The organism is Labilibaculum euxinicum, assembly GCF_963678175.1.
Classification (GTDB): Bacteria; Bacteroidota; Bacteroidia; order Bacteroidales; family Marinifilaceae; genus Labilibaculum; species Labilibaculum euxinus.
In genome coordinates, this window is sequence record NZ_OY782756.1 from 283,318 (window position 1) to 298,978 (window position 15,661).

Consider the following 15,661-nt stretch of genomic DNA (forward strand, 5'->3'; position numbering starts at 1 on the left):
GCTGAATCTTAAAATATTCATCGAAGTGTTATTTCTTTTTTCTGAAAACAACATTACACCTTCTTTTCAAATTGTTCCTTCCTCTTTGTTTATTACCTTTACGCTTCAATTAATAATTTACAAAAATGATCACATCAGACCAGCTAAAAAGTTTAGCGGAACGCACGGAAGCGTTAAGGAGGTATCTTTGACGTTGATGCCAAAATAATTCAGATACAGGAAGAAGAATTGAGAACTCAGGCTCCCGGATTTTGGGACAATCCAAAAGAGGCTGAAATTCAAATGCGAAAAGTAAGAGGGCTTAAATCCTGGGTAGATTCTTACAATGAAGCAAAAGAAGCAATTGACGACCTTCAGATATTATTCGATTTCGCCAAGGAAGATGAAGCATCACCGGAGGAGGTAGACGAGCAATTTGCAGCAACACAAAGCTTAATTGAAGCTCTTGAGCTAAGAAATATGCTCCGAAAAGAGGAAGATAAACTGGGAGCCATTCTAAAAATAAATTCTGGTGCCGGTGGAACTGAAAGTTGTGATTGGTGCGAAATGCTTTACCGAATGTACTTGCGTTACGGTGAAGCGCATGGCTATAAGGTAAGTTCATTGGAATATCAGGAAGGTGACGAAGCCGGAATTAAATCGGCAACGCTGGAATTTGAAGGTGATTTTGCTTACGGATTTTTAAAATCCGAAAATGGCGTGCACCGCTTGGTTCGTCTTTCTCCATTTAATGCGGCCAACAAACGAATGACTACTTTTGCATCGGTCTATGTTTATCCTGCCATTGACGATACCATCGAAATAGAAATAAATCCTGCTGACATCAGTTGGGATACTTTCCGTTCGGGCGGTGCCGGCGGACAAAATGTGAATAAAGTGGAAACAGGTGTGCGGTTACGACATGCTCCAACCGGAATCATTATTGAAAATACCGAAACACGCTCCCAATTTGGAAACCGTGAAAATGCACTTCGATTGCTAAAATCGCAGCTATACGAATTGGAACTGAGAAAACGTCAGGAAGAAACTGACAAGATTGAAGGATCAAAAAAGAAAATTGAATGGGGTTCACAAATTCGTTCCTATGTAATGCAACCTTACAAACTGGTTAAGGATGTAAGAACAGGCCACGAAACTTCCAATGTTCAAGCCGTTTTAGATGGCGGTTTGGATGGATTCATCAAAGCATTCCTAATGGAATTCAGCGAGGAAGATAAAAAATAAAAGATATCCTGTAGTAGGGATCTTGCATGCAAGATCCCTACTCTTTTGTTTGTTTTGGTTTAAACACCCCTCCTATCAGCACACCAAAAAGTAAACCGTAAGGCACCATTGTGTACCAATTGGCCTGAATGGGGCAAGTACCTGAAACACAACCAACATATTTCCAGTAAAGGAATCCACCCAGCAGACCAAGCAGCCCTCCTATAATTTCAAATTTTCTATTTTTAATTAGCTTTTTCACCATCTCAAACATATGTATCTATTTATATAATTTAAACTTAGTAAAGAATATTCCATAATGAAATCATTTATCACTTTTTTATTGGCATTTTTTTTATGCTCACAAGCAAATCTCTTTGCACAGGAAAACAAACTAAATAAAGAGGGAGAAAAGGAAGGAATATGGAAAGAATATTTCAAAGATGGAAAGCTAGTTGCCACTGGGGCATATAAAAATGGAAAAAAAGTAGGGAAGTGGGAAGAATACACGAATAGGAATATTAGCTTTCGGATAATAAGGTATAAAAATGGAAAAAAACAGGGAAAATAAATTTGGTATAGAAACCAGAAATTCTTTAAAACCCGTTTAAAACTTAAAAAAGTTGGTAAAATAGCAGGTAAAATAAGATTTAAAAATGAAAAGGAAGAGGGGAGATATAGAGCTTACCATTATAATGGAAAATTATCAACCACAGGAGTATATGAAAACGGAGAAAAACAAGGAGAATGGATCTCGTATTGGGCAAACAGAAATTTAAAGAAAAAGTGTACTTATAAAAATGATGTGAGAGAAGGTGAATGGATTTTCTACTTCGAAAATGGAGATTTAGAAGAAAAAGGGAATTATAAAAATGGTGTGAGAGAAGGTGAATGGACTACCTACAATAAAGATGGAAGTGTGGACCAAAAAGCAATCTTTAAAAATGGCCGTACAAAAGATAAATATCCTGTATTGGATTGATTTTATTGCATAAAAAAGGAAACATCAACAAACACTTTTTAAGAAAAAAAATGAAAACATTACTCACTTTTTTATTGGTATTTTTTTTATGCTCACAAGCAAATCTCTTTGCACAGAAAAACAGGCTAAACAAAGAGGGAGAAAAGGAAGGCAGATGGGAAGAATATTTCAAAGATGGAAAGCTAGCTGGAACTGGAGTATATGAAAACGGAAAAAAAGAAGGAAAGTGGACGGAATATTCCGATTGGCATCATATCACTATTAAAGTAAGGTATAAAAACGGAAAAAAAGAGGGAAAAGAAATTTGGTGTAGAAACCAAAAATTCTTTAAAACCCGTTTAAAACTTAAAAAAGTTAGTAAAATAGCAGGTAAAATAAGATTTAAAAATGGAAAAAGAAATGGGCGATCCATAAGTTATCATAATAACGGAAAGTTGTCTTCCACAGGCGTATATAAAAATGGAAAGCTAGAGGGAGAACACAAAATCTACTGGGAAAATGGAAACATAAATAGAAAGGAAATTTATAAAAATGGCAAACAAGAAGGAGAATGGCACTGGTACTCCAAAAACGGAAAGCTAGAGGAAAAGGGTACTTATAAAAATGGTGTGAGAGAAGGAGAATGGACTACCTATAATGAAGATGGAAGTGTGAATCAAAAAGCCATGTTTAAAAATGGCCGTACAAAAGATGACTATCCTCTGTTAGTCGGGGAGTGAAAATTGACTAATCATGTCTGCAGGCTAAATAGATCCATAAAAAAGACCACCCCATTACAAGGTGGTTCTTTAATTAAAATATGTAGACACTGTCCCGCAAAGTGTGTAAGTGCTATTTCCAGGGTTAGACTTTAGTTAAGTCTGACCCTTTCTTCGAATATAGCTAAAAACTGATTAAGTATCACTCCCCAGTTTTGGATCGGCATCGTCCATTTTCTGGTCGCTTCCCTTGTGGCCAGATAGGCCGATTTCATTACTGCATCATCAGAAGGAAAGGACAATTTATTCTTTGTATACTTTCTGATTTTACCATTCAGATTCTCGATTAAATTGGTGGTATAAATGATTTTTCTGATCTCCAGAGGAAATTCAAAAAAAGCAGTCAATTCATCCCAATTCTCCCGCCAGCTCTTTACTGCATAGGAATATTTTGAATTCCATTTATTGGCAAAATCCTCTAAGGAAGCCTCTGCTGCATTTTTAGTAGGAGCACCATAAATGAGTTTTAGATCCATTGTAAACTCCTTCTTATCTTTCCATACAACGTATCTGCAGGTGTTTCGGATCTGATGAACCACACAGATTTGAGTTGTTGCCAGTGGGAATACGTTTCGAATGGTATCTGTGAATCCGTTTAAATTATCTGTTGCGGTAATGAGTATATCCTCAAGTCCACGAGCTTTCATATCTGTTAAAACACTCATCCAATAAGCCGAGGATTCATTTTTACCCAGCCATAGTCCCAAGACTTCCTTAAGTCCATCTCTTCGGAGTCCTACGGAAATGTAGATGGTTTTGTTGATGATCTTAGAATTCTCCCTCACCTTAAAGACAATACCATCCATCCAAACGATTAGATAAACCGGTTCCAACGGGCGGTTTTGCCATGCAACAATATCTCCAATTACTTTATCGGTAATACGGGATATCGTGCTGGCAGAAACATCAAAATTGTAGAGTTCCCGAATTTGTCGTTCAATGTCGCTGTTGCTCATTCCTTTGGCATAAAACGATACAATGATATTTTCCAGACCTTCAACCATACTGCCACGCTTGGGTACAATCATTGGGTTAAAACTAGCATCCCTATCGCGGGGTACAATGATTTCAGACTCTCCCAAACTTGTTCGCACTTTCTTGGTACCATAGCCATTTCTAGAATTATGCGCTATTGCCTTTTCGTGCTTCTCATAGCCTAAATGATCATCAAGTTCCCCTTCGAGCATTTTCTCAATGCCTCGCTTTTGAACCTGCATCAGAAAGTCATTTAGCTGTTTTCCTGTTTTGAATTGCTTTAAAATTTCATCGGTCAATAAATCTTTTGGTTCCATAATAAGTGTGCTTTTAATATGAGACTAACGTAAAGTTATTTCCAATTTTTTTCTTGAGCTAGAAAAGGGCTCCGAAAAAATCAGAATAACTTTACTTACACACTTTATGGGATACTGCTAATATGTATGACCGCAAACACTTATTCATTAAGTCCAAAATTTTATCTCACCAATATCTTTAAAATTTCAATAAAAGCATCGTATTTTGATCATTATAGAAATGAATCCCATTCGTAGTTGTAACATTTAAACCTTCGGCAAAACTCCAACCATCAAATCCCTCTATAAAAGTATCCTCTTTCCATCCCCAATTAATGTGTACATAATTTGTAGAAAAAGCAGGATTAACAGGTTTAACTCCATTATTTATCACATAAGTTCCAATTATTTTGTATCCATCACAAACAAAAGCATGTCCCTTAATACCATCTCCCAACTTATCAACTCCCTGAACATAAATTGGCCTATTATCTTTTAATTCTACTTTTGCTTTTTCATAATCAAAAACTGATACTATTTCCGTATTATATCCAATATTTGTCATGAATTTTCTTGCTTCTGAAAGGGTTGCACTAGTAGCATTTGGTCCTGTTTTCTTCACTACGTTAATAAATATCTGATTTAACAAGTAATTTAATTCAAAATACTCGTCGAGAGCAGCAACGCTTTCAGATTCCATTTTTGTCCAATCAAATGTCCATCCAACATAGTGTTTGTTATAAGCTATTATCTGCCCCAAAGCAATAGGCACACATCCTGCAGGATTACCTGTCTGACTAGAATTCGATAAAAATTCATTATATGGGCTCCACTGGTGCCATCTAAAATTTACAAGCAGAGAATTTACTTGTTCTTCAATAACATCTTCGAAAGAAATAGGGTCAGTTCCACTCAATCCAGATTTTAGATTACTTTTTAAGTTTGATACTTCGTGAAATTCATCGTATTTTACAGCAAACTGGTCTATAACATTAGTTAAAACCGGATTAAAATTGCTTTTATTTAGTTTATTGTCAGAATAAAACAAAACAGCAGGCGTAGAAACATCCTCCAGTGTATGCAATAAAACATAGCCCTTAGGTTTAAAACATATTAATTTTAAAACCGTTTCGTCATCAGCATTTTTAATTTGATAAATTGTATCTATATTTTGCAATGACAATATACTTCTTGTATTTTTTGTTTTAGAACTGTTTTCAACAAAGGTTTCATTAACAAAACCAATAGCATTTTCTATTCTCTGGTCGTTACCAGAATCTAATTTTTCATTTACAACAGTAGTATCCATTTCTTTTTCGCAGGAAAAAAGAAAAAATAATAACGAAATAAATAATGTAATTTTTCTCATAATCATTTAATTTGTAGTTTTTATTTACAGTTAGCAATATAATTTATACGATCATTTAAAATTAACCATAATATCACAATATGAAAACATATATCACTTTTTTATTGGCATTTTTTTTATTCTCACAAGCAAATCTCTTTGCTCAGAAAAACAGGCTTAATAAAGAGGGAGAAAAGGAAGGCAGATGGGAAGAATATTTCAAAGATGGAAAGCTAGCTGCCACTGGAGCATATAAAAATGGAAAAAAAAAAGGAAAGTGGACAGAATACACGAATTGGGATAGAAGCTTCTGCAAGCTAAAGTATAAAGACGGAAAAAAACAAGGAGAGCAAATTTGGTACAGGAACCGGGAATTGTATAAAACCCGTTTAAAACTTAAAAAAGTCGGTAAAAGAGCAAGTAAAGTAAGATTTGAAAATGGAAGGAAAGAGGGGAAATGGAAAGATTATTTTATAAGCGGAAAGTTATGGGGCAAAGGGAAGTATAAAAACGGAAAAAAAGAAGGACAAGAGAGCTGGTATTGGGAGAATGGAAACACAAATAGAAAGGGAACATATAAGGATGGCAAACAAGAAGGTGAATGGCACTGGTACTCCAAAAACGGAAAGCTAGAGGAAAAGGGGACTTACAAAAATGGTGTGAGAGAAGGAGAATGGACTACCTATAATGAAGATGGAAGTGTGAATCAAAAAGCCATGTTTAAAAATGGTCGTACAAAAGATGAATATCCTATAGAGGTCATTAATACAGATAACACAAACCCCTAAAATGTAAAATGGGAGAGTGTTCACGAAATAGTTTGATGTTTTTTTAGTAGAATGGCCTTCCCTTGCTGCAGAAAAGTGCATCCGGTTTGTCAAACGGACATTTCCAGTACAAGAAAAGCCCGTACTGTTGATCGAAGGGGGTTTTCTACAATTGGAAAATAACATTTGAATGGTCGTACGCTGTTTTTTACCAAATGAAAAGCTCACCGGATGAGTGGAACGGCATTTTACTGCACCCGAAAAGCCTTCTTTTTAGTCGAACGGCATTTCCCGGATTCTGGAAGTACGAACCGATCAGACGAGTATAATTTTTCAGACTACGAAAAGGGGGCTTGTGTGCCCTTACAAATAATCTGACAACAGGAAGTAAGCCGGTTTCAAATTTTCAGTCATCTAAAGCCAGGGATTGCAATAAATAGGTGAATATCTTCAAATCTGTCTTTCCATTATCTGTAAAGCCGTATATTTGTATCACTTATTAAATAGTAAATCAGAAATAAAAATGTTGAAAATCTATCACAATCCGCGTTGTTCCAAAAGTAGAGCAGGTTTAAAATATTTACAAGACAAAGGCTTGGAACCTGAAATTCGTTTGTATCTAAAAGATGAGTTTACCGAAGCCGAACTTGCTGATGTATTGATGAGAATGGCTAAACAACCTTGGGAAATTATCCGCACTCACGAAAAATTATACAAAACCGATTTTAAAGGGAAAAATTTTAACGCCGATGAGTGGATCAAAATCTTAATTGAATATCCAAACCTGATTCAACGCCCTATTGTTGTAAAAGACCACAAAGCAATATTCGCTGTGCCTGCTGAAAATGTAGAAGAGATTTTGTAGTTGCTTTCTTATGATTTCTGATTCATTAGTCAAATTTAGATCATGAAATACCGGATAGAGTCCGACACAATGGGAGAAGTTAAAGTTCCTGCCGACAAATACTGGGGAGCGCAAACGCAGCGTTCTCTTGAGAATTTTCAGATAGGCCCCATAGCTTCTATGCCTATTGAGCTGATCAGAGCCTATGCTTATCTGAAAAAAGCGGCAGCCTTTACAAATCACCAGTTGGGAGTGTTAAATGCTGATAAGAAGGAAATTATTCAAGAGTATGTGATGAAATCTGCAGGGGCGAACTCGATGAACATTTTCCTTTGGTTATTTGGCAAACCGGATCCGGCACACAAACCCACATGAATGTAAACGAAGTAATTTCCAATAGAGCTCAGGTACTTATGGGCTTACAAATAGGAACAGAAAGTGCATTCGTTCACCCCAATGATGATGTCAACAAATCACAATCATCCAATGATACATTTCCAACGGCAATGAATATTGCCGGTCTTAAAAAATTACAGGAGCACACCATTCCTTCCATTGAAAATCTTAGAAATGCTTTGGCCCGCCATTCCCATGCAATGAAAGATGTTGTGAAAATAGGAAGAACTCACTTAATGGATGCAACGCCATTAAGTCTTGGACAAGAGTTTTCCGGATATGTTTCGCAATTAGATCATGCAGCAAAGGCAATCCGAAACAGTCTGGAGCATTTAAGCGAAATTGCTCTTGGAGGTTCTGCGGTGGGCACAGGCATCAATACCCCGCACATGTATGCTGAAGTAGTGGCTGATTATATTTCTGAATTTACCAATTTACCTTTTACATCAGCAAAAAATAAATTTGAGGCCATCGCCTCTCACGATGCAATTGTTGAATCGCATGGTGCATTAAAACAAGCGGCTGTTTCGCTGCTGAAAATTGCCAACGATATTCGCTTGATGGCATCAGGACCGCGTTCGGGAATTGGTGAACTCATTCTCCCTGCCAACGAACCCGGATCTTCAATCATGCCGGGAAAAGTAAATCCCACACAGGTGGAAGCACTAAGCATGGTTTGTGCACAGGTAATGGGTAACGATACAACAATTACCATTGCTGGATCAAGCGGCCATTTCGAGCTAAATGTTTTTAAACCGGTAATCATTTACAACTTTTTACAATCGGCTCAATTGCTGGGCGATGCCTGTAATTCCTTTGCCAAAAACTGCGTGGAAGGAATTCTCTCCAACAAGGAACGAATCAGACAACATTTAGACAATTCACTAATGTTGGTAACCGCTCTAAACACTCATATAGGATATAAAAAATCAGCCGAAATTGCTAAAAAAGCCTATTCTGAAAACAAAAGTCTGCGCCAGGCTGCTCTTGAACTTGGCTACGTAAGCAATGAGGAATTTGACAAGTGGGTGGATCCAAACAAAATGATTCACCCTGATAAAGAATAATTAACAAAAGAAATTTTTCACCCCATGCTAATTTCAACAATCACTAATAAGATGAAGTTTTTAGGAAAAATATATTTGATCGTAGTATCCCTGATATCCAGTGCCTGCGATCCTTTTCAAACCGAAATCGGAACCGAAGTATCCTTATACGAAAGCTTGGAAAAACAAGAATTCGCCTTTCCGGATACCTTAAAAGTAATGACCTGGAACATTAAATTTGGTGGTGGAAGAATCGATTTCTTTTTCGATTGTCATGGCGACCGGGTTATTATGGAAAAATCAGAAGTGCTGGATAATATGAGCGTTCTTTCTGAAAAAATCCGTGAAGTAAACCCCGATATCCTGTTTATTCAGGAAGCCGATGTGAATGCAAAACGAAGTGCTTTTGTTGATCAGGTTCAATATCTGCTTGACAATACCGATTTTAATTATGCAGCTTACGCCTCACAATGGAAAGCCAAGTACATCCCCAGCGACGGCATCGGAAAAATGGATTCGGGCAATGCCATTTTATCCAAATGGAAATTTACCAATGCAAAACGAACTCCTCTGCCTCTTATTCAATCGCAAAATTTCATTGTTCGTTATTTTTATCTCAAACGAAATATTCTGGAAATAAATCTGGAGCACAAGGGTGAAGAAATTAAACTTTTAACAACTCATCTGTCGGCCTATGCCAAAGATGACACCAAGAAAATACAATTGAAAGTTTTGAAGACTTACGTCGATTCTATTAACCTGAAAGGACAAACATTCATTTTAGGCGGCGATTTTAACTCTCTTCCTCCGTTTAGTAAGCAAACCAGCAATTTCGACGATTCTGCATGCACCGACGGCGATTTTGAAGCGGATAATTACAGCTCCGAAACAGAATGGATGATGCCTTTTTACGAAAGTTATAAAGCGGCAATTCCTTTGGAAGAATTTAAACAGAACAATTCGAAACATTTTTCGCACACAACAGATAAAAACGGGTACTGGAACCGAAAGGTAGATTACTTGTTTACCAATGGTCACTTTGTTCAAAATAGCGGAAATACACTTCAACAATGGATGCAAGTATCCGATCATGCCCCTATTGTTGTGAATTATAAATTATGAGTCAGAAATTATTAATGGGTAAGTCATAAGATCTTAACTCATTATTTACTTCCAGCTTTTTCCATTTTTACTTGACCGGAAATCCTATTTTATTAATAATTCCTAATTCGAACGTGTTTTAAAAGTATGATTAAGAACATTTTTAAAACCTTCCTTAAATGATAAAAAGGCCTTATTTTTAGGCTCTAATTTTTAAACAGTTACAGTTATGGCAGATAATAAACTTTTTAGTGACTTTGCTCCTCAATCTACACAAGAGTGGATTGACAAAATCACTAAAGATCTTAAAGGTGCTGACTTTGATAGAAAGTTGGTTTGGAGAACTAATGAAGGATTCAATGTGCAGCCTTTCTACAGACTGGAGAACATGGAAGACAAAGCCTTCATGAATACCTATCCTGGAGATTTTCCTTATGTTCGTGGTAATAAAAAAGACAATAACGACTGGTTGGTTCGTCAGGATATTATTGTAGAAAACGTAAAAGCAGCTAACGAAAAAGCTCTTGATGTTCTGAACAAAGGTATCGACTCAATTGGATTCGTATTGAATTGGAAAGACCTAAGCAAAGATGAATTAGCAACTTTGTTGGATGGTATTTTTCTGGATTGTGTTGAAATCAACTTCGAAAAATCTCACGGTTCTGTTGAATTAATTAAAAACCTACAGGCAATTGCAACTGAAAAAGGTATCGCTCTTGATAAATTAAATGGCGGGGTTTCTATCGATATTCTTTCAGGATTCAGTACTGTTGGTAACTTCTGTCAGTCAGAAGAAAGTTCTTTTAATTATTTAAAAGAAGCTATCGAAGCAGCAAAAACTCTTCCTAACTATAAAGTTGTTGCAGTAGGCGGAAGTCTTTTCAACAACTCAGGATCTTCAATTGTTGAAGAATTAGGTTTCTCTTTAGCTGCTGGAGCTGAATATCTAAGCAAAATGATTGATGCAGGTCTTTCAGTTGATGAGGTAGCTCCAAAAATCCGTTTCAATTTTGCAACCAGCTCTAAATATTTTATGGAGATTGCCAAATTGAGAGCCGGACGTATGGTATGGGCAAACATCGTGAAAGCATTTGGTGCTTCAAACGAAGAAGTTTGCAAAATGAATGTTCATGGTGAAACTTCAGAATGGAACAAAACTGTTTACGATCCTTATGTGAACATGCTGCGTACTCAAACAGAATCAATGTCGGCTGTTTTAGGTGGTCTTGATTCATTTACAGTAAAACCTTTCGATTCTGCATTTGCTGAATCTTCTGTTTTCTCTGAGAGAATTGCCCGCAACCAACAATTATTACTAAAAGAAGAATCGCACCTGGCTAAGATTGCTGATCCGGCTGCAGGTTCATACTATATTGAATCATTAACTGAATCAATTGCTGACGAAGCCTGGAAACTATTCCTGACTGTTGAAGACAAAGGTGGATACCTGGAAGCCTTCAAAGCAGGATTCGTTCAATCTACAATCAAAGCAACTGCACAGAAACGTGATTTCCAAATTGCTACACGCCAGGAGAATTTCTTAGGAACCAACCAATTCCCAAATTTTGGAGAAGTATTGGACGCTCTTCCTGAAGCTGTTCTTGCTCCTGCAGATAAAACTGCAGCGAATGCTGTTTGCGAAACTCTTAAACCATATCGTGGTGCTCAGGCTTTCGAAACTCTTCGTAACAAAACAGATATTTACAGCAAAACAAATGGTCGTCCTAAAGTGATGATGTTCCCTATCGGAAACTTAAACATGCGTAAAGCCCGTGCTCAGTTTGCTTGTAACTTCTTTGCTTGTGCCGGATTTGATGTTGAAGATCACAACGGTTTTAAATCAGTAGAAGAAGGTGTAAAATTCGTAACAGAAAAAGGCGCGAAGATTGTTGTTGTTTGCAGCTCTGATGATGAGTATGCAACTATCGTTCCTGAAGTTTACGAAGCTCTTAAAGGAAAAGCTGTTACCGTTGTTGCAGGTGCTCCGGCATGTGCTGATGAACTAAAAGCTAAGGGTGTTGAGAACTTTATTAACGTGAAGTCGAACGTTCTTGAAACTTTGAAACAATACCAAGCCAAGTTAGGAATTAAATAGATTTGAGATATGAGACGTGAGATCTTAGATCTCACAAAATATTAAAAATCAATATTAGATTACTAAAAATTGATTCAGGATTCTAAATCTAAGGTGTAAATCATCTCATATATAAAATCTTGTATCTAAAATCTAAAAAGAAATGAAACCAAATTTTAAAGATATAAATATCAAGTCATCTTCAAGATCAACTGCTACTTCTCAGGAGTGGGAAAAAGAAAACGGCATTGAAAAATCGTGGATGACACCAGAACAAATTCCTGTTAAAACAGCTTTTAACAAGGAAGATTTAGAAGGTATGGAGCACCTTAACTATGTTTCAGGTTTACCTCCATTCCTACGTGGACCTTATTCAGCGATGTATCCTTTACGTCCATGGACAGTTCGTCAGTACGCAGGTTTCTCTACTGCTGAAGAATCAAATGCATTCTACCGTCGTAACCTTGCTGCTGGTCAGAAAGGTCTTTCTGTAGCATTCGATTTAGCTACTCACCGTGGTTATGATTCAGATCATCCACGTGTGATTGGTGATGTGGGTAAAGCAGGGGTTGCTATCGACTCTATTTTGGATATGGAGATCCTTTTCGATCAAATTCCATTGGATCAAATGTCAGTATCAATGACAATGAACGGAGCAGTACTTCCAGTATTGGCTTTTTACATTGTTGCAGGTTTAGAGCAAGGTGCTAAACTGGAAGAACTTTCAGGTACTATCCAAAACGATATCCTAAAAGAATTCATGGTGCGTAACACATACATTTACCCACCAGATTTCTCAATGAAAATTATTGCTGATATTTTCGAATTTACCTCGAATTTCATGCCTAAGTTCAACTCCATTTCTATCTCTGGATACCACATGCAGGAAGCAGGTGCTACCGCTGATATCGAGTTGGCTTATACTCTTGCTGATGGTTTGGAGTACTTGAAAAAAGGTGTTGCTGCAGGTATGGATGTTGATACATTCGCTCCTCGCTTGTCTTTCTTCTGGGCGATCGGAATGAATCACTTCATGGAGATTGCTAAAATGAGAGCTGGTCGTTTACTATGGTCTAAGATTGTAAAACAATTCAATCCTAAGAATCCTAAGTCGATGGCATTGCGTACTCACTCGCAAACTTCAGGTTGGTCGTTAACCGAACAAGATCCATTCAACAATGTTGGACGTACTTGTATCGAAGCAATGGCTGCTGCATTAGGTCACACTCAATCTCTTCATACCAATGCATTGGATGAGGCAATCGCATTGCCAACTGACTTCTCTGCACGTATTGCCCGTAATACTCAGATTTTCATTCAGGATGAAACTACAATCTGTAAAGCTGTTGATCCTTGGGCTGGTTCTTACTACGTTGAGTCATTAACTCAGGAATTAGTAAACAAAGCCTGGTCTCACATCGAAGAAGTTGAGAAATTAGGTGGAATGGCGAAAGCGATCGAATCCGGTATTCCAAAACTTCGTATCGAAGAAGCTGCTGCACGTACTCAAGCTAAAATTGATGCGAACACTCAAACTATTGTAGGTACCAACAAATATCGTTTGGAGAAAGAAGATCCATTGGATATTTTGGAAGTAGATAACACTGCTGTACGTATTGCTCAAATTGAACGTTTGGCTAAGCTTCGTGCTAACCGTGACGATAAAGCTGTTCAAGCTGCTCTTGAAGCCATCACCGCTTGTGCAAACGGAGGTGAAGGTAACTTATTGGATCTTGCTGTTAAAGCGGCACAATTACGTGCTTCTCTTGGTGAGATTTCAGATGCATGTGAAAAAGTTTGTGGTAGGTATAAAGCTGTAATTAGAACCGTGTCAGGAGTATATTCATCAGAATCAGGACAAGATGCTGATTTCGCTATAGCGAAAGAAAAAGCAAATCAATTTGCAGAAATGACAGGACGCCGTCCTCGTATCATGATTGCAAAAATGGGACAAGATGGTCATGACCGTGGTGGTAAAGTTGTTGCTACCGGTTTTGCAGATATAGGATTCGACGTTGATATGGGACCTTTGTTCCAGACTCCGGAAGAATCTGCTAAGCAAGCTGTAGAAAATGATGTACACATCGTTGGTGTTTCTTCATTAGCTGCTGGTCACAAAACTTTAGTTCCTGCAGTTATCGCGGAATTGAAAAAATTGGGCCGCGAAGATATCATGGTTACTGCAGGTGGTGTTATTCCAGCTCAGGATTACGATTTCTTATACGAAGCTGGTGTTGTTGGTGTATTTGGTCCTGGTACCAAAGTATCAAAATGTGCTATCCAAATGTTGGATATCCTAATTGAGCAATACAAAGACTAGTTCTTTTATTATCATTATATTTAAAGACAGGAATCATGTTCCTGTCTTTTTTTTGTGCTAAATTTTAGCTTAAATTAAAACTTCAAACTTTATGAAAAGACCAGCCATTCTTCTTTTTCTCTCATTAATAATTTTGAATATTTCTGCACAAAACCAAACCAAAGAAGATTCCCGAATCAAGATGAAGATTCTTTTCGGACAACTGACTTTAGATGCATTTAACATAGATATTTGTTCCCCTTGGTACACTCCGGAGCACGATTCTTATCTGCCGGACACAACGATTCTAAATGAGCTTCGGGAACAAAATCTAACAGATATATCAATTCACCTGATTATCGGTTCATGGTGTCACGACAGTCATAGAGAAGTACCTCGTTTCATCAAAATACTGGAAGAAATAAATTTTCCGTTCGATCAATTAAATATGAATGCTTTAGACTCCGGCAAATCTTCACCGGATTTTGATGCAAAAGCCAATAAGGTTACCAATGTTCCAACGGCTATCATCTACCGAAATAGCAAGGAAATTGGTAGGATTATCGAAAGTCCGAAAAAATCTTTGGAAAAAGATCTTTTACTAATAATCTCAAAAAATTAGTACCTTTATGCTTTAGACTAATCAACTCAATCATGGAACAAGAGCGCACAAATGCCGGACAAACGTTAGGAATAATTGGATTAATACTTGGTATTATAACTTTCATGATAGGATTTATTCCCTGTGTAGGAATTATTGCAATTGTACCTGGAATTATTGCGATCGTCTTAAGTGCAGTCGGACTAAGTCAGGCAAACAAAGATAATGGTGCTCGTGGAATTAATATTGCGGCTTTAATCGTTTCTATTATCGGGGTTTTAGTTGCATCGCTTTGGCTGATATTTGTTGTTGGTATTGCTAACCTAAGCGAAGATCAAATAGAAGGTTTTGTAGAAGACGCAATCGAAGAAGTGATTGATGAGTCTACTCAAAATGCTGACTTACAAGATGCCCTGCAAGAGCTGGAAGAACAACTTGATGAAGTTTGTGTGGATTCAATTCATATTAAAACAGACAGCATCAACATCGAAATAAAAATTGATAATGAGTAATTCTCAATATTCGGCTAAACAGAATTACAAAATAATTAACCTCTCTTTAGCCGGAATTATTCTTTGCATTTTTATTTATTCTGCTCTGTTTTCTCCTAAAGAATGCAATCATCCCATACCTTCTTTTTACACCCAAATTACAAACGAAATAAGTCCGTCTACCGGTCTGTCACGAAGCTTCTCTGCAATTGTGCGAGGTGATCTTCCACTGGCTAAGACATTCAATCCTTACGGCTTACATATTTTTCTTTTTTTTGCCTTTCAGTTTATTTTTAGAGTCTTATCATTTTCTTTGATTAACGATAAATTTCCGTTGATAAAACCTACTATTTTAATGGATATCACACTGTCCCTAATAGGCTTTTATCTGGCCTTCAGACCATTAATCCTTTTCACTTTAAAACTTTTTCAAAAGTCCATCGTAAACTACGGGTGAGTTAATCTTTATTAAACAAATCC

The 15,661-nt window shown here is 37.0% G+C and carries 18 protein-coding genes; 15 read left to right on the forward strand and 3 right to left on the reverse strand.

The window, feature by feature from the left end:
- Positions 1-125: 125 nt before the first annotated feature.
- A protein-coding gene (prfB, locus tag ACY0M5_RS01285) for a peptide chain release factor 2 (protein ID WP_461630556.1) occupies positions 126-1,224 on the forward strand; the annotation gives its coding sequence in 2 pieces (ribosomal slippage) (positions 126-188 and positions 190-1,224; 1,098 coding nt in all).
- A 37-nt stretch (positions 1,225-1,261) separates the two neighbouring features.
- Here prfB and ACY0M5_RS01290 read toward each other — a convergent pair.
- Positions 1,262-1,468, reverse strand: a complete 207-nt coding sequence (locus ACY0M5_RS01290; RefSeq protein ID WP_461630557.1) for a hypothetical protein — start codon at positions 1,466-1,468, stop codon at positions 1,262-1,264.
- Positions 1,469-1,546: 78 nt separating this feature from the next.
- Between ACY0M5_RS01290 and ACY0M5_RS01295 the strand changes: the two genes are divergently transcribed.
- From ACY0M5_RS01295 to ACY0M5_RS01310, 4 genes are all read left to right on the forward strand, one after another.
- Positions 1,547-1,774 carry a hypothetical protein gene (locus ACY0M5_RS01295; RefSeq protein WP_461630558.1) on the forward strand — a complete coding sequence of 76 codons (228 nt, stop codon included), beginning with the start codon at positions 1,547-1,549 and terminating at the stop codon, positions 1,772-1,774.
- Positions 1,775-1,859: 85 nt separating this feature from the next.
- Positions 1,860-1,982: a hypothetical protein gene (locus ACY0M5_RS01300; RefSeq protein ID WP_461630559.1), complete on the forward strand. Its 123-nt coding sequence runs from the start codon at positions 1,860-1,862 to the stop codon at positions 1,980-1,982.
- Entirely contained in the window at positions 1,955-2,185 is a 231-nt protein-coding gene (locus tag ACY0M5_RS01305; RefSeq protein ID WP_461631699.1) for a toxin-antitoxin system YwqK family antitoxin, read from the forward strand. Before ACY0M5_RS01300 ends, ACY0M5_RS01305 begins: the two co-directional genes overlap by 28 nt.
- A gap of 5 nt (positions 2,186-2,190) precedes the next feature.
- A complete protein-coding gene (locus tag ACY0M5_RS01310) occupies positions 2,191-2,904 on the forward strand; it encodes a toxin-antitoxin system YwqK family antitoxin (protein WP_461630560.1) in 714 nt (237 codons plus the stop codon).
- 131 nt (positions 2,905-3,035) lie between these two features.
- Here the strand turns inward: ACY0M5_RS01310 and ACY0M5_RS01315 are convergent, their stop codons facing one another.
- Both ACY0M5_RS01315 and ACY0M5_RS01320 read right to left on the reverse strand, forming a co-directional pair.
- Complete coding sequence (locus ACY0M5_RS01315) at positions 3,036-4,235, reverse strand: IS256 family transposase (protein WP_461630561.1); 1,200 nt, start codon at positions 4,233-4,235, stop codon at positions 3,036-3,038.
- A 178-nt stretch (positions 4,236-4,413) separates the two neighbouring features.
- Complete coding sequence (locus ACY0M5_RS01320; protein ID WP_461630562.1) at positions 4,414-5,583, reverse strand: C10 family peptidase; 1,170 nt, start codon at positions 5,581-5,583, stop codon at positions 4,414-4,416.
- An 80-nt stretch (positions 5,584-5,663) separates the two neighbouring features.
- On the opposite strand from ACY0M5_RS01320, the gene ACY0M5_RS01325 reads away from it, so the two are divergent.
- The 10 genes from ACY0M5_RS01325 to ACY0M5_RS01370 all read left to right on the forward strand — a co-directional run bounded on the left by ACY0M5_RS01325 (position 5,664) and on the right by ACY0M5_RS01370 (position 15,638).
- Positions 5,664-6,350, forward strand: coding sequence for a toxin-antitoxin system YwqK family antitoxin (locus ACY0M5_RS01325; RefSeq protein WP_461630563.1), 687 nt, complete (start codon positions 5,664-5,666; stop codon positions 6,348-6,350).
- A 502-nt stretch (positions 6,351-6,852) separates the two neighbouring features.
- Positions 6,853-7,194 carry an arsenate reductase (glutaredoxin) gene (arsC, locus tag ACY0M5_RS01330; protein WP_101310007.1) on the forward strand — a complete coding sequence of 114 codons (342 nt, stop codon included), beginning with the start codon at positions 6,853-6,855 and terminating at the stop codon, positions 7,192-7,194.
- 42 nt (positions 7,195-7,236) lie between these two features.
- Positions 7,237-7,548, forward strand: coding sequence for a hypothetical protein (locus ACY0M5_RS01335; RefSeq protein ID WP_461630564.1), 312 nt, complete (start codon positions 7,237-7,239; stop codon positions 7,546-7,548).
- Entirely contained in the window at positions 7,506-8,636 is a 1,131-nt protein-coding gene (locus ACY0M5_RS01340) for a class II fumarate hydratase (RefSeq protein ID WP_461630565.1), read from the forward strand. Before ACY0M5_RS01335 ends, ACY0M5_RS01340 begins: the two co-directional genes overlap by 43 nt.
- A gap of 51 nt (positions 8,637-8,687) precedes the next feature.
- Entirely contained in the window at positions 8,688-9,737 is a 1,050-nt protein-coding gene (locus ACY0M5_RS01345; protein ID WP_461630566.1) for an endonuclease/exonuclease/phosphatase family protein, read from the forward strand.
- Positions 9,738-9,945: 208 nt separating this feature from the next.
- A complete protein-coding gene (locus ACY0M5_RS01350) occupies positions 9,946-11,811 on the forward strand; it encodes a methylmalonyl-CoA mutase family protein (RefSeq protein ID WP_461630567.1) in 1,866 nt (621 codons plus the stop codon).
- A gap of 142 nt (positions 11,812-11,953) precedes the next feature.
- Positions 11,954-14,110: a methylmalonyl-CoA mutase gene (scpA, locus tag ACY0M5_RS01355; RefSeq protein ID WP_124993518.1), complete on the forward strand. Its 2,157-nt coding sequence runs from the start codon at positions 11,954-11,956 to the stop codon at positions 14,108-14,110.
- 91 nt (positions 14,111-14,201) lie between these two features.
- A complete protein-coding gene (locus ACY0M5_RS01360; protein ID WP_461630568.1) occupies positions 14,202-14,711 on the forward strand; it encodes a thioredoxin family protein in 510 nt (169 codons plus the stop codon).
- A 32-nt stretch (positions 14,712-14,743) separates the two neighbouring features.
- Complete coding sequence (locus ACY0M5_RS01365; RefSeq protein WP_124993520.1) at positions 14,744-15,202, forward strand: hypothetical protein; 459 nt, start codon at positions 14,744-14,746, stop codon at positions 15,200-15,202.
- Entirely contained in the window at positions 15,195-15,638 is a 444-nt protein-coding gene (locus ACY0M5_RS01370; RefSeq protein WP_461630569.1) for a hypothetical protein, read from the forward strand. Before ACY0M5_RS01365 ends, ACY0M5_RS01370 begins: the two co-directional genes overlap by 8 nt.
- Positions 15,639-15,661: the final 23 nt, after the last annotated feature.